General features: G+C 66.9%; 16 protein-coding genes. 9 read left to right on the forward strand and 7 right to left on the reverse strand.

What is annotated here, in order from left to right; translation table 11 throughout:
• The first annotated feature begins 23 nt into the window (after positions 1-23).
• Positions 24-1361, forward strand: coding sequence for an MATE family efflux transporter (locus OG735_RS21210; protein WP_327324750.1), 1338 nt, complete (start codon positions 24-26; stop codon positions 1359-1361).
• Positions 1362-1522: 161 nt separating this feature from the next.
• Here the strand turns inward: OG735_RS21210 and rplI are convergent, their stop codons facing one another.
• From rplI to rpsF, 4 genes are all read right to left on the reverse strand, one after another.
• Entirely contained in the window at positions 1523-1969 is a 447-nt protein-coding gene (gene rplI, locus OG735_RS21215) for a 50S ribosomal protein L9 (protein ID WP_326651115.1), read from the reverse strand.
• Positions 1970-1987: 18 nt separating this feature from the next.
• Positions 1988-2224, reverse strand: coding sequence for a 30S ribosomal protein S18 (gene rpsR, locus OG735_RS21220; RefSeq protein ID WP_005315025.1), 237 nt, complete (start codon positions 2222-2224; stop codon positions 1988-1990).
• A gap of 43 nt (positions 2225-2267) precedes the next feature.
• The gene (locus tag OG735_RS21225; RefSeq protein WP_327324751.1) at positions 2268-2858 is read right to left on the reverse strand and encodes a single-stranded DNA-binding protein; all 591 of its coding nucleotides are present in this window, start codon (positions 2856-2858) and stop codon (positions 2268-2270) included.
• Positions 2859-2932: 74 nt separating this feature from the next.
• A complete protein-coding gene (gene rpsF / locus OG735_RS21230) occupies positions 2933-3223 on the reverse strand; it encodes a 30S ribosomal protein S6 (protein ID WP_004950685.1) in 291 nt (96 codons plus the stop codon).
• A 260-nt stretch (positions 3224-3483) separates the two neighbouring features.
• Between rpsF and OG735_RS21235 the strand changes: the two genes are divergently transcribed.
• The 3 genes from OG735_RS21235 (at position 3484) to OG735_RS21245 (ending at position 6215) form a co-directional block, all read left to right on the forward strand.
• Complete coding sequence (locus tag OG735_RS21235) at positions 3484-3798, forward strand: hypothetical protein (RefSeq protein WP_327324752.1); 315 nt, start codon at positions 3484-3486, stop codon at positions 3796-3798.
• A gap of 145 nt (positions 3799-3943) precedes the next feature.
• Positions 3944-5062, forward strand: coding sequence for a lipid II:glycine glycyltransferase FemX (locus OG735_RS21240; RefSeq protein WP_327324753.1), 1119 nt, complete (start codon positions 3944-3946; stop codon positions 5060-5062).
• Positions 5063-5183: 121 nt separating this feature from the next.
• Positions 5184-6215 (forward strand): alanine racemase, encoded by a 1032-nt coding sequence (locus tag OG735_RS21245; protein ID WP_327324754.1) that lies wholly within the window; start codon positions 5184-5186, stop codon positions 6213-6215.
• Positions 6216-6246: 31 nt separating this feature from the next.
• Here the strand turns inward: OG735_RS21245 and OG735_RS21250 are convergent, their stop codons facing one another.
• Complete coding sequence (locus tag OG735_RS21250) at positions 6247-7788, reverse strand: glycosyltransferase family 87 protein (protein ID WP_327324755.1); 1542 nt, start codon at positions 7786-7788, stop codon at positions 6247-6249.
• A 119-nt stretch (positions 7789-7907) separates the two neighbouring features.
• Entirely contained in the window at positions 7908-10607 is a 2700-nt protein-coding gene (locus OG735_RS21255; protein WP_327324756.1) for a transglycosylase domain-containing protein, read from the reverse strand.
• Between the two features lie 359 nt (positions 10608-10966).
• On the opposite strand from OG735_RS21255, the gene OG735_RS21260 reads away from it, so the two are divergent.
• The 4 genes from OG735_RS21260 to OG735_RS21275 all read left to right on the forward strand — a co-directional run bounded on the left by OG735_RS21260 (position 10967) and on the right by OG735_RS21275 (position 14784).
• A complete protein-coding gene (locus OG735_RS21260; protein ID WP_327324757.1) occupies positions 10967-11683 on the forward strand; it encodes a PadR family transcriptional regulator in 717 nt (238 codons plus the stop codon).
• A gap of 58 nt (positions 11684-11741) precedes the next feature.
• Complete coding sequence (locus OG735_RS21265; protein ID WP_327324758.1) at positions 11742-12824, forward strand: inositol-3-phosphate synthase; 1083 nt, start codon at positions 11742-11744, stop codon at positions 12822-12824.
• A gap of 77 nt (positions 12825-12901) precedes the next feature.
• Positions 12902-14170, forward strand: coding sequence for an MFS transporter (locus OG735_RS21270; RefSeq protein WP_327324759.1), 1269 nt, complete (start codon positions 12902-12904; stop codon positions 14168-14170).
• Positions 14171-14220: 50 nt separating this feature from the next.
• Positions 14221-14784: an LppU/SCO3897 family protein gene (locus OG735_RS21275; RefSeq protein ID WP_327324760.1), complete on the forward strand. Its 564-nt coding sequence runs from the start codon at positions 14221-14223 to the stop codon at positions 14782-14784.
• Between the two features lie 108 nt (positions 14785-14892).
• Here the strand turns inward: OG735_RS21275 and OG735_RS21280 are convergent, their stop codons facing one another.
• Positions 14893-16335: a CCA tRNA nucleotidyltransferase gene (locus OG735_RS21280; RefSeq protein ID WP_327324761.1), complete on the reverse strand. Its 1443-nt coding sequence runs from the start codon at positions 16333-16335 to the stop codon at positions 14893-14895.
• 180 nt (positions 16336-16515) lie between these two features.
• Between OG735_RS21280 and OG735_RS21285 the strand changes: the two genes are divergently transcribed.
• Complete coding sequence (locus tag OG735_RS21285; protein ID WP_327324762.1) at positions 16516-18864, forward strand: DUF6049 family protein; 2349 nt, start codon at positions 16516-16518, stop codon at positions 18862-18864.
• The last annotated feature ends 20 nt before the right edge of the window (positions 18865-18884 follow it).

Consider the following 18884-nt stretch of genomic DNA (forward strand, 5'->3'; position numbering starts at 1 on the left):
CTGTGGAAGATTAGATTGATGCAATGACAGCGGCTCCCACAGCACCCAAGGCGCGTCGGCAACGGCACGACCGAGAGATCATCACGCTCGCCGTCCCCGCCTTCGGCGCCCTCGTCGCCGAGCCTCTCTTCGTGATGGTGGACAGCGCCATCATCGGCCACCTCGGCACGCCGCAACTTGCCGGACTGGCGGTCGCCTCGGCCCTTCTGATGACCGCCGTCAGCATCTTCGTCTTCCTCGCCTACGCCACTACGGCCGCCGTCGCACGCCGCGTAGGCGCAGGTGATCTCGCGGCCGCAATCCGGCAGGGCATGGACGGCATCTGGCTCGCCCTGCTGCTCGGTGTCGCCGTCATCGCCGTCACCCTGCCCACCGCCCCCTGGCTCGTACAGCTCTTCGGCGTCTCCGACACCGCCGCCCCGTACGCCACCACATATCTACGGATCTCCAGCCTCGGCATCCCCGCGATGCTGATCGTGCTGGCTGCCACCGGCATACTGCGCGGCCTGCAGGACACCCGGACTCCTCTGTACGTGGCCATCGGTGGCTTCGCCGCCAACGCGGCACTCAACGTCGCCCTCGTATACGGCGCCGGTTTCGGCATCGCCGGCTCCGCCTGGGGCACCGTTATCGCCCAGTGCGCGATGGCCGCCGCCTATCTGGTCGTGGTCGTACGGGGAGCACGTCGGCACGGTGCCTCCCTGCGCCCCGACGCCGCCGGGATACGGGCCAGTGCTCAGGCGGGGGTCCCCCTCTTGATCCGTACACTCTCGCTGCGCGCAGTCCTGATGATCGCCACTGCCGTCGCGGCCCGCCTCGGTGACACCGAGATCGCCGCCCATCAGATCGTCCTCTCCCTGTGGAGCCTGATGGCCTTCGCACTCGACGCGATTGCCATCGCCGGGCAGGCGATCATCGGCCGTTATCTGGGAGCCGACGACGCCGAGGGCGCCCGGCAGGCCTGCCGTCGCATGGTGCAGTGGGGGATCGCCTCCGGTGTGGTTCTCGGAATCGTGATCGTGGCCTCCCGACCACTCCTGGTCCCTCTGTTCACGACCGACCAGGCGGTGCACAGCACCCTGCTCCCGGCATTGCTGGTGGTCGCCGTCTCCCAACCGATCGCCGGCGTGGTCTTTGTCCTCGACGGCGTACTGATGGGAGCCGGTGACGGCTCGTACCTGGCCGGGGCGATGCTGGTGACGCTGGCGGTCTTCGCGCCGGTCGCCCTGCTCATCCCCACCTTCGGTGGCGGACTGACCGCCTTGTGGTGGGCCATGGCTCTGATGATGACCGTGCGCATGCTGACGCTCTGGCTGAGAATGCGCTCCGGCCGCTGGCTCGTCACCGGTGCGACGCGCTGAAAGACCGCCTGTCCGGGGTTCCACGGTGGATGTTTCACGTGAAACGGACGACGTTTCACATGAAACAGACGACGAACGGATGACTGGGACGAACAGCATGAGGGCCGCACCCCCAGGGGGTGCGGCCCTCATGTGCCCTGCAGCGCGTGCGCTGCAGAGCGCTACGCGGCGACGACCTCGACGCCGAGCTTCGCGGCAACCTCGGGGTGCAGACGCACAGACACCTGGTGCGAGCCCAGGGTCTTGATCGGCGAACCGAGCTCAACGCGACGCTTGTCGACGTCCGGACCACCGGCAGCCTTGATCGCCGAGGCGATGTCGGCCGGGGTGACGGAGCCGAAGAGGCGGCCGGCGTCGCCGGAGCGAACAGCCAGACGCACCTTTACGGCCTCGAGCCGGGCCTTGATCTCATTGGCCTGCTCGATGGTCGCGATCTCGTGGATCTTGCGGGCGCGGCGGATCTGCGCCACGTCCTTCTCGCCACCCTTGGTCCAGCGGATCGCGAAACCACGCGGGACCAGGTAGTTGCGAGCGTAACCGTCCTTGACGTCAACGACATCGCCGGCGGCACCGAGGCCAGAGACCTCGTGGGTGAGGATGATCTTCATTGGTCGGTCACCCTTCCCTTATCGCGCGGTGGACGTGTAGGGCAGCAGCGCCATCTCACGGCTGTTCTTCACGGCCGTGGCGACGTCACGCTGGTGCTGCGTGCAGTTGCCGGTAACGCGGCGGGCACGGATCTTGCCGCGGTCGGAAATGAACTTCCGCAGCATGTTCGTGTCCTTGTAGTCCACGTACGCGGTCTTGTCCTTGCAGAATGCGCAGACCTTCTTCTTCGGCTTGCGCACAGGCGGCTTCGCCATGGTGTATCTCCTGTGTGATCAAGAAGTGGGGTACGAGCTGCCCTTAGAAGGGAGGCTCGTCCGAGTAGCCGCCGCCGGAACCGCCGGAGCTTCCGCCCCAGCCGCCCCCACCGCCCTGCTGCTGGCCGCCGCCGGCCGGCGCACTGGTGGCCCAGGGGTCGTCGGCGGGTGCACCGCCGCCGCCCTGCTGCTGACCACCACCGGGACCGCCGCCCCAGTTGCCGCCGCCCTGCTGCTGACCGCCGCCATAGCCGCCCTGGCCACCGCGACCGGTGGTCTTGGTGACCTTGGCCGTGGCGTTCTTCAGGCTGGGGCCGACTTCCTCGACGTCCAGCTCGTAGACCGTGCGCTTGACGCCCTCGCGGTCTTCGTAGGACCGCTGCTTCAGCCGGCCCTGCACGACGACGCGCATGCCTCGCGTAAGCGACTCCGCGACGTTCTCCGCCGCCTGACGCCAGACCGAGCAGGTGAGGAACAGGCCTTCGCCGTCCTTCCACTCATTGGTCTGCTTGTCGAAAATGCGGGGAGTGGACGCGACACGGAACTTCGCGACCGCCGCACCGGAGGGGGTGAAGCGCAGCTCGGGGTCGTCGACGAGATTGCCGACGACCGTGATGACGGTCTCGCCTGCCATGGGTGAACCTCTCGGCGGGGATTGCTTCTGGCTGCTTGCTGCTACTCGAACCCGATGACCTCTGAGCTAGGTGCTCAGTGGGTCTCGGGACGGAGGACCTTGGTCCGGAGGACCGACTCGTTCAGGTTCATCTGGCGGTCGAGCTCCTTGACGACCGCAGGCTCGGCCTGCAGGTCGATGACCGAGTAGATGCCCTCGGGCTTCTTCTTGATCTCGTAAGCGAGACGACGACGGCCCCAGGTGTCGACCTTCTCAACCTTTCCGTTGCCCTCACGGACGACGGAGAGGAAGTTCTCGATCAGCGGGGAGACAGCGCGCTCCTCGAGATCGGGGTCGAGGATGACCATCACCTCGTAGTGACGCATGTGGAACCCACCTCCTTTGGACTCAGCGGCCACGGTCGTTCCGTGGCAGGAGGGTCGTGATGCGTAAGCAACGGTATCGGCCGCCACTGACAATCCGGGAGGATCGCGTTCTGGCCTGGGCAGACACCGGTGCAGACCGTACAGAGTACCTGCAGACAGCCTTCCGGTTGAAATCCGGTGGCCATGAGACGCAATCTGTACACATCGGGTGTGCGCGGCGCTACGATGCGCCGCCTTCCGGCAACGCCAGGAGGTGCCTCATGGCACAGGCAATGCGACGTCAGTCCTCAGTCTCCCTCTTCGCCACCGACGGCAAGCCCCATCCCCTTCAGGACACCCTGATGGCGGTGACGCTGGTGCTCGGCGCTGTCGCCTTCGTCTCGGCGATGTTCTACAACCTCCATCTGCTCAGCTCGTGGGCCGGGCTGGTGGGAATCATCACGGGCGCGTACGGGCAGTTCATCTCGGCGACGACCCGCGAGCGCTTCGTGCTGATCATCGGTCTCGGCGCTTCCGCGGTCGGCTTCTACCTCGGCATGGCACACGGCGGGCTCTTCGGCGGAATCATCAGCTAGGGCAGAGCAGAACAGGAGGGGACGGGGGCCACAAGGACGCTCCTTCCCTACAGCCATCCGGGGCGCTCCCCCAGCGCAGTAGGCTTCGGCGCGAGAGCCGGAGCCCCTGTACCCATGGGGACACACCTGCCGAGGAGCGCCCCGCATGACCCTGACCCTGAGGACCATCAGCCGAGAGCAGCATCTGGCTTACATCCAGAGCCTGCCCGCGGCAAGTCACTGCCAGGTCCCGGCGTGGGCTGATGTGAAGACCGAATGGCGCTCGGAGAACCTTGGCTGGTTCGACAAGAGCGGTGAACTGGTCGGTGCCGGGCTGGTGTTGTACCGCCAGCTGCCCAAGATCAAGCGCTATCTCGCGTACCTGCCCGAGGGCCCGGTGATCAACTGGTACGCGCCGAACCTGGACGACTGGCTGCAGCCGATGCTCGCCCATCTCAAGCAGCAGGGCGCCTTCTCCGTGAAGATGGGCCCGCCGGTGGTCATTCGCCGCTGGGACGCGGCCGCCATCAAGTCCGGTATCCAGGACCCGGACGTCAAGCGGCTGCGTGACGTCGAGGCCACCCACATCGAGCCGCGCGCCTTCGAGGTCTCCGACCGGCTGCGCAAGATGGGCTGGCAGCAGGGCGAGGACGGCGGCGCCGGCTTCGGTGACGTACAGCCCCGCTATGTCTTCCAGGTACCGCTCGCCAATCGCTCGCTGGACGATGTCCTCAAGGGCTTCAACCAGCTGTGGCGGCGCAACATCAAAAAGGCCGAGAAGGCCGGCGTCGAGGTCGTGCAGGGCGGCTACGACGACCTCGCCGAGTGGCAGCGGCTCTACGAAGTCACCGCAGAGCGCGACCATTTCAGGCCCCGCCCTCTGTCGTACTTTCAGCAGATGTGGTCCGTCCTGAACGGCGAGGACCCCAACCGGATGCGGCTGTACTTCGCCCGCCACGAGGGCGAGAACGTCGCGGCCGCGACGATGCTGATCGTCGGAGGCCACGTCTGGTACTCCTACGGCGCGTCCGCCAACCACAAGCGCGAGGTCCGGCCCTCGAACGCGATGCAGTGGCGGATGCTGCGGGACGCATACGCGATGGGCGCGACCGTCTACGACCTGCGCGGCATCAGCGACTCCCTCGACGAGACCGACCACCTCTTCGGCCTGATCCAGTTCAAGGTCGGCACCGGCGGCGAGGCCGTCGAGTACGTCGGCGAGTGGGACTTCCCGCTCAACAAGCTGCTCCACAAGGCGCTCGACATCTACATGTCGCGCCGCTGAAGTCGCTACTGGCGACGCCGCGACCGACACCGCTGACGTTGCCGTGCACCACGCCGTAGTCTCGTAGATCTCGTACATATCTCTGATACACCGCAGCCACCAGAAAGGTTCCGGGCCGGCCATGGCGCTCTCCCTCTACGTCGACACCGCGCGCTGGCGGGCGCACCAGAAGTCCGTTATCGACCAGTTCCCCGGCCTTGTGCCGGTCTGCAAGGGCAATGGTTACGGCTTCGGTCATGAGCGACTCGCGGACGAGGCCTCCCGCTTCGGCTCGGACATGCTGGCCGTCGGCACCACCTACGAGGCGGCCCGGATCAAGGACTGGTTCAGCGGCGATCTCCTCGTCCTCACGCCCTTCCGGCGGGGCGAGGAGCCGGTCCCGCTGCCTGACCGTGTCATCCGCTCCGTCTCGTCCGTCGACGGTGTGCACGCCCTGGTGGGAGCCCGGGTTGTCATCGAGTGCATGAGCTCAATGAAGCGCCACGGCGTGAGTGAGCAGGAGCTCGGCCTGCTGCACGCCGCGATCGAGGATGTACGCCTCGAAGGCTTCGCGCTCCACCTCCCCCTCGACCGCACGGACGGCTCCGACGCGGTCGAGGAGGTCATCGGCTGGATGGACCGGCTGCGTGCGGCCCGGCTGCCGCTGCACACCATGTTCGTCAGCCATCTGCGCGCCGAGGAACTGGGCCGTCTTCAGCAGCAGTTCCCGCAGACCCGATTCCGCGCCCGCATCGGCACGCGGCTGTGGCTCGGCGACCACGACGCCACGGAGTACCGCGGCGCCGTCCTCGACGTCACCCGCGTCGCCAAGGGCGACCGCTTCGGCTACCGCCAGCAGAAGACCGCATCCGACGGCTGGCTGGTCGTCGTCGCCGGCGGTACGTCCCACGGCGTCGGCCTGGAGGCACCGAAGGCTCTGCACGGTGTGATGCCGCGCGCCAAGGGTGTCGCGCGCGCGGGCCTGGCGACGGTCAACCGCAACCTCTCGCCGTTCGTCTGGGCGGGCAAGCAGCGCTGGTTCGCCGAGCCGCCGCACATGCAGGTCTCGATCCTGTTCGTACCGTCGGACGCGCAGGAGCCGAAGGTCGGCGACGAACTGGTGGCTCATCTGCGCCACACGACGACGCAGTTCGACCGCCTGGTCGACCGCTGAGCCCCTCTGGCCAGGTCCCCCGCCCCAAGCCCTAAGCCGACGGCTGGGGTTCCGTACCGGACTCCTGGGACGGCTTCCCCCACTGCACCCGCGGTCCCTCCACTGCCTGCGCCGCATGCCGTGGAGGATGGGCCGCATGCCCCAGTACGAAGACGTCGTCGGCCCCGTCGAGAACACCGCCCGACGGGTCGTCCGATCCGTCCATCCGTACGCCGTCCCGCTCCGGCTTCAGGATGTCCCGTACGACCACCGCGCACAGGTACAGCGTCCCCAGCAGGTGCAGGGCGATCGCGACCTGGTAGCCCTCGGGCGGCAGGCCCTTGTGCTTGGGGCTGGTCGTGTACGCGAGGTACATCCAGATCCCCAGGAAGTACATGACCTCACAGGACTGCCAGATCAGAAAGTCCCGCCAGCGCGGCCTGGCCAGCGCGGCGAGCGGAATCAGCCACAGTACGTACTGCGGTGAATAGACCTTGTTGGTGATGATGAACGCAGCGACGACCAGGAAGACGAGCTGTGCGAAACGGGGCCGCCGCGGCGCGCTGAGCGTCAGCGCGCCAATGCCCGCGCACGCCAGGATCATCAGAAGCGTCGCGTAGGTGTTCACCGACTCGACTTCGAGCGGCTCGCCCGTACGCTGCGTGATGATCAGCCAGAACGAGCCGAAGTCGACCTGCCGCTCCTGGCTGAAGGTGTAGAACTTCTTCCACCCCTCCGGCGCCAGCAGCATCACGGGCAGGTTCACCGCCAGCCAGGCGGCTGCCGCGCCGAGCGCCGCAGTGGCGAACTCTCGCCATTTGCCCGCTCGCCAGCACAACAGGAGCAGCGGACCGAGCAGCAGCACGGGATAGAGCTTGGCGGCGGTCGCGAGCCCGATGAGGATGCCGAAGGCCAGCGCCCGGCCGCGTGACCACATCAGCATCGCTGCGGCCGTGAGCGCCACTGCCAGCAGATCCCAGTTGATGGTCGCGGTGAGCGCGAAGGCGGGCGCCAGGGCCACCAGCAGCGCATCCCAGGGACGGTGGCGATGTGTGCGGGTGACACAGACGGCGATGACCGCGGTGCAGATCATCAGCAGGCCCGCATTGACCATCCAGTACATCTGCTCCTGGTTCTGCATGGAGCCGCCGGCCACGTCGAGCCACGACGCGACCTGCATGAACAGACCCGTCAGGACGGGGTACTCCAGGTACTCCATGTCGCCGGGCAACCGGTCGAAGTACGGAATGAGACCTTCGGAGAAGCCGCGGCCCAGGTACAGGTGTGGGATGTCCGAATAGCAGGCATGTGTGTATTGGGAGCTGGCGCCCCTGAACCAGGCCCAGTTGTAACACGGCATCTTCTGCACCATGCCGAGCGCAAACATCCCGATCGCCACGAGTGCGATGACACGTACGGGAGTGAGCCATCCGTTGCCTCCGCGCCAGGCCCAGCGGCCGGCCGGACCGCCGATCAGCTCGCTGCCGGACGCGGCGACGGAGTCCCGCCGCGTGGGCCGTACATCCGGCTGCTCCGGCCGGTCTCGCCGGTCCCGCCGGGCCTGGTACACGCTCGTCTCTTCTGCGCTGGGCATGCTGCACATCCTGCCGTACGGGGTCGGGGAGACGGCGAGGGCCGCCGCACCGGAGCGCACAGCTGCTGTGCGTACCGGGCGGCGGCCCTCGCGGCGTTGCCGTGGAGAATCGGCGGCCGCTAGCCGGCTGGCCTTCCGAAGATGCCTCCGTTGCCGTTGCCGTTGCCGCCGTTGGTTCCTGGCACTGTCCCCGTCGGACTGGTCGACGGGGTGCCGCTAGGTGCACCGTCGGCTCCGCCATTGCCATTGCCACCCGGGGTGCCGCAGGTCCAGTCCTGCCACGGATTGCACGACTGGCTCGGGCTGGGGCTGGTGGACGGCGTACCCGATGGCGTAGCCGACGGGGCGGAGGACGGGGTGCTGGACGGCGTGCTGGACGGCGTCGGTGCCGGGCTGGACGCGCCGCCACCCCAGACGGCCTCACCGACGGGCTCAGGCTCGGGGAAGGTCTCGGGGTTCGTGTTCTTGAGCGCTTCCTTCATGTACGTCTGCCAGATCTCGGAGGGGAACGACGCTCCGTGGATCTTGTCCTGGCCACCGGTGCCGTACATCTCCAGGAACTCGCGCTTCTTGCTCTTCTCGTTGTCGTCGAGCCGGTACATGTCGATGGCGGTCGACAGCTGCGGCGTGTAGCCGACGAACCAGGCCGACTTGTTGCCGTCGGTCGTACCGGTCTTTCCGGCGACCTGCCGACCGGGGAGCCGGGCGTTCTTGCCGGTGCCCTCGGGCTCGTCGACGACAGACCTGAGCACGTCGGTCACATTGCTCGCGACGGCCGTGGTGAAGGCCTGCTTGGTCCTGTCCTCGTGCTCGTAGACCGTCCTGCCCTCATGCTCGACCTTTTTGACGGAGAACGGGTCGCGCTGCTTGCCGTTGGCCGCGAACGTCGCGTAGGCGCCGGCCATGCGGATGGCGCTGGGGGAGGAGATACCGATCGAGAAGGACGGAACGTTCGACTTGGACAAGGAGGACTCGAGCAGGCCGGCCTTCACCGCCGACTTTCTGACCTCCGGGATGCCGATGTCCATGCCCAGCTGCACGAAGGGCGAGTTGGCGGAGTGGACCATGGCTTCACGCAAGGTGATGTTCTTGTACGACTCGCTGCCGTCGTTGGTCTGCAGCCACTCCTCTCCCTTCTCGTTCGTCCAGACGGAACCGTCGTACTTCTTGATCTTGAGCTTGTTCTTGCCGTTGTAGACGCTCTTGTCGGGATCGACGAGCTTGCGGTCATCCAGTCCCTGGTCCTCGGGCTTGAGGGGGTCACGCACGCCGGTTTCCATCGCGGCCGCCAGGACGAACGGCTTGAAGGTCGATCCGACCTGGGCACCGGTCTCGTTGGCGTTGTTGGTGAAGTGCTTGGTCGCATCGTCGCCGCCGTAGACGGCGGCGATCTCGCCGGTCTTCGGGTTGACCGAGGCGCCACCGAACTGCACGAAGGTGTCCGTGTCCGGGCGCTTCTTGGGCTTGATGTTGGCGTCCTGGACCTTCTTGACCGCGGCCTTCAACTTGTCGACCTTGTCCTTCTGGAAGGTCGTGTGAATCTCATAGCCGCCCTTCGCGAGGTCGTCGGAGTCGATGCCCTGGTCGTTGTTGTTGAGGAAGTTGGACTTGGCAAGGTCCACCAGGTAGCCGACCTGCCCACTCAGCTGGGCGTTCTTCTTGATCGCAACGGGCATCGGGAGATTTTTGAACCTGGCCCGCTCGGCGGCAGGAAGGTGGCCGTCCTTGACCATCTCGTCGAGGATCCAGTTCCAGCGCTTGGTGGCGCGGACCGTGTTGGCCTGGGGCGTCGCCGCAGGGTCGATGTCCACGGCGCCGGCCGGGTCGTAGTAGGTGGCGCCCTTGAGGAGCGAGGCGAGGAACGCGCACTCGCCCGCGTTCAGGTTCGACGCGTCCTTCCCGTAGTACGTGCGGGCGGCGGCCTGAATGCCGTAGGCACCGCGTCCGTAGTACGAGGTGTTCAGATAGCCCTCCATGATCTCCGGCTTGCCCAATTCGGTGCCGACCTTTATGGAGATGAAGAGCTCCTTGAACTTACGGCTCAGGGTCTGGGACTGGTCGCCGAGCCGTGCGTTCTTCACATACTGCTGGGTGATGGTGGAGCCACCCTGGGTCTGTCCGCCCTTGGCCATGTTCACCAGGGCTCGGGCGATACCCATCGGGTCGATGCCGGAGTCGTCCTTGAACGTCTTGTTCTCCGCCGAGATCACGGCGTTCTGCATGTCCTCGGGGATCTGCGAGATCGGGATGATCTGCCGGTTGATCTCACCGCCGGTGGAGGCCATCGGGGTGTCGTCCGCCCAGTAGTAGACGTTGTTCTGCGCCTTGGCAGCCTTGTCCTGGTCCGGAACCTGCACCATCGCGTACGCGATGGTCGCCGCGGCCATCAGACTGCCGACGAAGCCCAGGCACAGCCCGGTGACGAGCTTCCACGACGGCACCCACCGCCGCCATCCGTACTTGTTGTGGCGCGGGTAGTCGATGATCCGTTTCTTGGACGGACGCCCCCCGCGACCGCGGCCGGGACCGTCATGGCCCCCGCCACCGCCGCCGCCACGTCGGCCGCCACCGCGACCTCCGTGACCGGCGCCCGCGCCTTCCTCCGCTCGTCTGCGACCACCGCCGCTGCGCTGGGCGGCACGGCGGGCTTCGGCGCGGCCGCTGTACGGACGCTCCTCGCCGTACGAGGCGGAAGGGGAGCCTGACGTGGTGCCCCGGCTCGGGGCTGCGCGGCGGCCGGCTGGCGGCTGGGCGGCGCGCCTGGCCCCGGCCCGTCCGCCACCCGGCTGCTGCGGCGGTTTGCGACGGTGCTCGCTCATCGAACGACTACTCCTCGGGCAGGCGAGACGCCTGGAAGCGGCAGTTGAGTTCCGGTCCCCCCGAAATGGATACGGACCAGCCCCGCAAAGAGCTCATCCGCTGTGCATCCACGCCAAGGACGCTCTCAGGCGTCACATGGTTCCCGGTGGGCTGCATGCCGCACAGACTACGCACGGTCAAAACCCACCTAGCGCCGAAGTTCACCCTAAATCAGGCAAATCGCCCCCCATGAATTGACGATGTGACGCCGTTCACCATGGCCCCTCTTGTCGCAGCAGAAACCTCGTTCTATCGTGCTGATGTATCGAGTCGATACATCAGCACGACATAAGAGACCGACGCGGCGAGGGAGGCGACGATGAGCAGGCGCTCCGGCATCCTCGAGTTCGCCGTGCTCGGTCTTCTCCGTGAGGCCCCGATGCACGGCTATGAGCTGCGGAAACGGCTCAATACCTCGCTGGGGATCTTCCGGGCTTTCAGCTACGGGACCCTCTACCCCTGCCTCAAGACGCTGGTCGCCAACGGCTGGTTGATCGAAGAGCCGGGTAGCGCTCCTGAGGACGCCCTCGCCGCATCACTCGCAGGGCGCCGCGCCAAGATCGTCTATCGGTTGACGGCGGAAGGTAAGGAGCACTTCGAGGAACTGCTTTCGCACACGGGCCCGGACACCTGGGAGGACGAGCACTTCGCGGCTCGCTTCGCCTTCTTCGGGCAGACGGAGCGCGAGGTGCGGATGCGGGTACTCGAGGGCCGTCGCAGCCGGCTGGAGGAGCGTCTGGAGAAGATGAGCGCCTCCCTGGCTCGTACCCGCGAGCGCCTCGACGACTACACGCTTGAGCTGCAGCGCCATGGAATGGAGTCCGTGGAGCGCGAAGTGCGCTGGCTGAACGAGCTCATCGAGAGCGAGCGATCGGGGCGGGAACGGCGACAGCCCTCACCCGAGAACTCTGCTCAGCAGGACAACACACCTGGAGCGACGGGCGGCCTGCCCCGGCACAGGGGTGCCGAGTCGTCCGGGGGCATGTCCCCAGGACCCTCCACCCCGCCGGATCCGTCCGACGACACCGCCAAGTGAAGCTCTGCGATCCGCAGGGTTTCATCGGAATACCGAGATCACACAGGGAGCAACCGGAATGGGTTCGGTTCGTGTAGCCATCGTCGGCGTGGGCAACTGCGCCGCCTCGCTGGTGCAGGGCGTCGAGTTCTACAAGGACGCCGACCCGGCCGGCAAGGTGCCGGGTCTGATGCACGTCCAGTTCGGCGACTATCACGTCTCTGACGTCGAGTTCGTGGCCGCCTTCGACGTGGACGCCAAGAAGGTCGGCCTCGACCTGGCGGACGCCATCGGCGCCAGCGAGAACAACACCATCAAGATCTGCGACGTGCCGAACTCGGGCGTCACCGTGCAGCGTGGCCACACCTACGACGGCCTGGGCAAGTACTACCGCCAGACCATCGAGGAGTCGGCCGAGGCTCCGGTCGACATCGTCCAGATCCTCAAGGACAAGCAGGTCGACGTCCTGGTCTGCTACCTGCCCGTCGGTTCCGAGGACGCTGCGAAGTACTACGCGCAGTGCGCCATCGACGCCAAGGTCGGCTTCGTCAACGCTCTCCCGGTCTTCATCGCCGGTACCAAGGAGTGGGCGGACAAGTTCACCGAGGCCGGCGTGCCGATCGTCGGTGACGACATCAAGTCGCAGGTCGGTGCCACCATCACGCACCGCGTCATGGCGAAGCTCTTCGAGGACCGGGGCGTCGTCCTGGACCGCACGATGCAGCTGAACGTCGGCGGCAACATGGACTTCAAGAACATGCTCGAGCGTGATCGCCTGGAGTCCAAGAAGATCTCCAAGACGCAGGCCGTCACCTCCCAGATCCGCGACCGCGAGCTGGGCGAGGACAACGTCCACATCGGTCCGTCGGACTACGTGGCCTGGCTGGACGACCGCAAGTGGGCCTACGTCCGCCTCGAGGGCCGTGCCTTCGGCGAGGTGCCGCTGAACCTCGAGTACAAGCTCGAGGTCTGGGACTCCCCGAACTCCGCGGGCATCATCATCGACGCCGTTCGCGCCGCGAAGATCGCCAAGGACCGCGGCATCGGCGGCCCGATCCTCTCCGCCTCCTCGTACTTCATGAAGTCCCCGCCGGTCCAGTACTTCGACGACGAGGCTCGCGAGAACGTCGAGAAGTTCATCAAGGGTGAGGTCGAGCGCTAAGCGTTCGTCCTGCTGAGTCGCGGAGGGTCCCCGGGTAATCCACCCGGGGACCCTCCGCGTATGTGACGCTTGCTCGCATGCCTGTCGTACGTGATCTGCGCGTACTCCTGCGCTTGACCGACTTCCGCCGGCTGCTGGCGGTCCGGCTGCTCTCCCAGTCGGCCGACGGCGTCTATCAGGTAGCGCTCGCCACGTACGTGGTCTTCTCCCCGGAGAGACAGACCTCCCCGGCCGCAATCGCCTCCGCCATGGCCGTGCTGCTCCTGCCGTACTCCCTGATCGGCCCCTTCGCGGGCGTCCTACTGGACCGCTGGCAGCGCCGTCAGGTCCTCCTGTACGGGAATCTGCTGAGGGCCCTTCTCGCCGGCGTCACCGCACTGCTGATCCTGGCCTCCGTACCCGACTGGCTCTTCTACGCCTCGGCCCTGTCCGTCACAGCGGTCAACCGCTTTGTGCTGGCCGGCCTCTCGGCCGCGCTGCCCCGTGTGGTCGACAACGACCGGCTCGTCATGGCGAACTCCCTCTCGCCGACGGCCGGCACCCTCGCCGCGACCGCAGGTGGGGGACTCGCCTTCGCGGTACGGCTGGTGTCCGCGGACTCCGATGCCGCGGTGGTGCTGCTCGGCGCCGCCCTCTACCTCTGCTCGGCACTGGCCTCGCTCCGGATGGCACGTGAACTGCTCGGCCCCGAGCAGGAGTTGGTGCAGCCGCGGCTGACTGCCGCGCTGGCGTCCACGACGCATGGGCTCGCGGCCGGACTGCGGCATCTCTCCGAGCGTCGTAGGGCAGCCCGTGTGCTGGCCGCGATGACGCTCATGCGCTTCTGCTACGGCGCGCTGACGGTGATGGTGCTGATGCTCTGCCGGTACGCCTGGTCCGACACGGAGTCGGACGGACTGGCCCTGCTCGGTCTCGCCCTCGGCATCTCGGGCGCGGGGTTCTTCGCGGCGGCCGCGCTGACCCCGTGGGCGGTAGGCCGGGTCGGGCAGTACGGATGGATGGTGTGGTGCGCGGGGGCGGCTGCCCTTCTCGAACCGGCGTTGGGACTGCCATTCGCGCCTGTACCGATGCTGGTCGCTGCGTTCGTCCTGGGGCTCATCACCCAAGGCGCAAAGATCTCGACGGACACCGTGGTGCAGACATCGGTGGACGACGCCTATCGCGGAAGGATCTTCTCCCTCTACGACGTGCTCTTCAACGTCGCCTTCGTGGGCGCTGCGGGAGTCGCCGTGCTGATGCTGCCTCCTGACGGCCGGTCGGTGCCCCTGGTCGTCGTGGTCGCGCTCATCTACGCGGTTGTCGCCGTAACTATGGCCCGTTGGAGCCGTGTTGGCACAGTGCTATAGCGTGCCCGCGTCAAACGAAGGATCGCAAACGTTTACGGGGGACTTCCCGCATGACTTATCCGCCGCAGCAGGGCCCGGGCGCGTACGGCCACCCTGACCCGTACGCACAGCAGCCTCAGCAGCCGTACCCGCCGCAGCCCGGCTACGGATATCCGCAGCAGCAACAGCAGCCCTACCCGCAGCAGCCTCAGCCGGGGTACGGCCACCCGCAGCAGCAGGGGCAGCCGCACCCGCCGCAGCAACAGCAGTGGGGCACCCCGCCGCCGGCGCCCTCGTCCCGCGGCGGCGGCCTCGGCGCCAAGACCATCCTGAAGATCATCGTGGCCGTCATAGCCCTGATCGTCTTCGCGATCGCCTACTTCATGAGCCAGGACGATGCCGACAAGGCGGAAGTCGGCGACTGCATGAAGAACAGCGGATCCACGGCCAACGCCGATCTTGAGGTTGTGGACTGCGGCGACTCCAAGGCTGCCTACAAGGTCACCGAGGTGCTCCCCAACACGACGGACACGAGCCGCTGCAAGTCCGATGTCAGCTATGTCGAGCAGACGCGTGGGGGAAGGCGCAGCTCGGGTAACCAATTCGTGCTCTGCCTGAACGAGATCAAGAAGTAGCCGCATACGCCGAGGGCGGTGTTTCACGTGAAACACCGCCCTCGGCGTATCGAAACGGCGCCATGTTTCACGTGAAACATGGCGCCGTTTCACGCTCAGCGCCCGCACTCAGCTCTGCGTCGCCCACCATTCCTTCAGCGCCGCGACCGCCGCGTCATGCTCCATCGGCCCGTTCTCCAGGCGCAGCTCCAGCAGGAACGCGTACGCCTTGCCGATCACCGGACCGGGGCCCACCCCCAGGATCTCCTGGATCTGGTTGCCGTCCAGATCGGGCCTGATGGCATCCAGCTCCTCCTGCTCCTGAAGCTGCGCGATGCGATCCTCAAGCCCGTCATAGGCCCGGGAGAGGGCGCTCGCCTTGCGCTTATTGCGCGTGGTGCAATCCGAGCGGGTCAGCTTATGGAGTCGGGTCAGCAGCGGCCCCGCATCACGTACGTACCGCCGCACTGCCGAGTCGGTCCACTCCCCGGTCCCGTAGCCATGGAACCGCAGATGCAGCTCCACCAGCCGCGAGACGTCCTTGATCATGTCGTTGGAGTACTTGAGCGCGGTCATCCGCTTCTTGGTCATCTTCGCCCCCACCACCTCGTGGTGGTGGAAGGAGACGCGGCCGTCGCTCTCGAAGCGCCGGGTCCGCGGCTTCCCGATGTCATGGAGCAGCGCGGCCAGCCGCAGCACGAGGTCCGGGCCGTCCTCCTCAAGGTCGATGGCCTGCTCAAGGACGATCAGTGAGTGCTCGTACACATCCTTGTGCCGGTGGTGCTCGTCACTCTCCAAACGCAGGGCAGGCAGTTCGGGCAGCACATGGTCGGCCAGGCCGGAGTCGACGAGCAGTCCCAGTCCCTTGCGGGGGTGGGTGGAGAGGATCAGCTTGTTCAGCTCATCGCGCACCCGTTCGGCGGAGACAATGTCGATGCGGTCCGCCATCTCCTTCATCGCGGTGACGACCTCGGGCGCCAACTCGAAGTCCAGCTGCGCGGCGAAACGAGCGGCCCGCATCATCCGCAGCGGGTCGTCCGAGAAAGACTCCTCGGGCGTACCGGGGGTCCGCAGGACGCGCGCGGCGAGGTCCTCCAGACCGCCGTGCGGATCGATGAACTCCTTCTCCGGCAGCGCCACGGCCATCGCGTTCACGGTGAAATCGCGGCGCACGAGGTCTTCCTCGATCGAGTCGCCGTAAGAAACCTCGGGCTTACGAGACGTCCTGTCGTACGCCTCTGAGCGGTACGTCGTGACCTCGATCTGGTAGCCGCCCTTCTGACAGCCGACCGTCCCGAAGGCGATCCCGACCTCCCACACGGAGTCCGCCCAAGGGCGGATGATCTTCAGCACGTGCTCGGGACGGGCGTCCGTCGTAAAGTCGAGGTCATTGCCGAGCCGGCCGAGCAGTGCGTCCCGGACCGAGCCCCCGACCAGGGCAAGGCTGAACCCGGCCTCCTTGAAGCGGCGGGCGAGGTCGTCGGCGACAGGGGACACCCGCAGCAGTTCACTGACCGCGCGGCGTTGCACCTGGCTCAGTGCAGTGGGGTTCTCTTCATTGGCGTTCGGCACAACAGAAAAGGGTACGTGCCGGGGCCGACCTGAGCGCCCCTGTTTATGGCCGCCCCGGAAGCTCCTTCCGATCATGTGGGGCACTCCGCGGCACTTCGGCGCCGCGCACCTCGTTACCATGCGTGGACGCAAGAGCCGAGAAGCACCAGAGGCACCAGACGACAAGGGACGGGCGAGCGCGTGGCCGAGGCGGCAGACTTCCAGGGGATGGGTCCTTCTCCTGCCCGCCGGTGGCTGCTACGCACAGCCTCCCTGATCGCCGGCGCCCCGCTCGTGGCCGGACTGCTGTGTGGTCCTGCCGCTCCTTCCGCGCACGCCGCCGAGACCACCGAAGCCGCCACAAGCTCCCGCTCAGTCGATGTGTCTCTCGACACTCTTACGCCGGTCGCCCCGGGCAAGAGCGACACACTCACCATTTCTGGCTCGGTGTACAACAAGGGCAAACAGACCGTCACTGACGCTCAGGTCGATCTACGCGTGGGGCCGACGCTGTCCAGCAGGACTGCCATCGACCGTGCCGCCGAGCGGACCGGCTACGCCGCGGGCATCGACCCTGCACCGGTCGACGGCAAGTACACGGTCAAGATCCCGAAGCTCCCCTCCCACATCAGCCGGGACTTCAAGCTCTCGGTCCCGTTGAGTGACCTCGAACTCAACGAAGACGGCGTCTACCAGCTCGGTGTGTCCCTGTCCGGGCAGACCCCGGCTGAGCCCTTCGACCATGTGCTGGGCATCGAGCGCACCTTTCTGCCCTGGCAGCCCGAGGCCACGGAGAAGAAGACCCAGTTCACCTATCTCTGGCCGCTGATCTCTTCGACGCACCTCACCGCGGAAACCGGGTCCGACGAGCAGCAGACCCCGGTCTTCGAGGACGAGAGTCTGGCCAGGGAGCTTGCCCCCGGCGGGCGGCTCGAGCAGCTCGTCTCACTGGGCAGCGATCTGCCCGTGACCTGGGTCATCGACCCGGATCTGCTGGCCACAGTCGATGCGATGACAAGGAACTACCAGGTCAAGAACGGGACCACCACCGTCGCGGGGAAGAACCAGGCCCTGGCCAAGCGGTGGCTGCGCTCCGTCGAAGCCGCGGTGCAGGGGCGCAAGGTCGTCGCCCTGCCGTTCGCCGACCCGGATCTGGCCTCCCTGGCCCACCGCGGCAAGGACATCTCCGGCTCTCTCAGCCATCTGCAGTCGGCCACCGAAGTCGCCGAGACGACGGTGGAAACGATCGTCCATGTGAAGCCGACCGTCGACTTCGCCTGGCCGGTGGACGGAGCGATCGACTCCTCGATCGTCGACGTCGCCACCTCTGCCGGCGCCCACAAGGTGATCGCCCGCAGTGACAGCCTGCGGGACAACCTGTCGTACACGCCCAGCTCGGCGCGGCCGATCGGCGGCGGGACGACGGCGGTGGTCGCCGACGCCCGGCTCTCCACCGCCTTCCAGGGCGACATGCTGAAGACCGGGACGTCCACTCTCGCTGTGCAGGAGTTCCTCGCTCAGACGCTCGCGCTGACCCTTCAGGTCCCGGGCAAGGAGCGGAGCATCGTCGTCGCCCCGCAGCGGATGCCGACCGCGTCCCAGGCGCAGTCCATGGCCCGCGCGCTGCAAGCCCTCAATGCTCAGCGCTGGACCCAGCCGCTCGATCTGGTCGCAGCCGCGGGCGCCAAGCCCGACGCCGATGCGACGACCAAGGTGCCCGCCTCCTCCCGCTACCCCGGTCAGCTGCGGAAGCAGGAGTTGCCGGTCCAGGCGTTCCAGGACATCAGGACCACACAGAACACCCTGGACAACTTCAAGGTGATCCTCACCGCACAGGACCGGGTGGTGACGCCGTTCGGCCGGGCGATCGACCGGGAGATGTCGACGTCCTGGCGCGGCAGCCCTGCGGCGGCCCAGCTGTATCGCGACAGTGTGCGGACCTATCTGCAGAGCCTCACCGAAGAGGTACAGCTGATCGAGAAGTCGCAGGTGACCCTGTCGGGGCGCAGTGCGACAATCCCGGTCACCGTGCAGAACAAGCTGGTCCAGGGCATCGACCATCTGGTGCTGCGGCTGAGGTCGGACAACCCCACGCGCCTCAGCCTCGACCACGACAAGGGCATCGCCGAGCAGCCGATCAAGGTCGAGGGCGGCCACAGCCAGTCGGTGAAATTCGCCGCTTCGGCCAACGCCAACGGCCCGGTGCAGATGACGGCCCAGCTCTACACCGAGGACGGCAAGCCATACGGCCTGCCCATGGAGTTCACGGTGAAGGTCTCCGAGATCACACCGACCGTGATGCTCGTCATCGCGGGCGGCGTCCTGCTGCTCGTCCTCGCAGGCGTCAGGATGTACAGCCAGCGCAAGCGCGCGGCTGCCCGCGAGGCGGCCGTGGAGGATGCGGAGGGCACAGAGGAGGCTGCTCAGGGCACTGAGGGCTCGGAAGGTGACATCAACAGCCCCGATCACGGGCAGGCGAGTGACCCGACACCGGACACCGGACCGGAAAGCGGCGACCCGTCGGGCACGGGTGAGAAAGTGGACCGTTGAGCGATGTCGTGGCCGGCCGG

Source organism: Streptomyces sp. NBC_01210, assembly GCF_036010325.1.
In the GTDB taxonomy this organism is placed as follows: domain Bacteria; phylum Actinomycetota; class Actinomycetes; order Streptomycetales; family Streptomycetaceae; genus Streptomyces.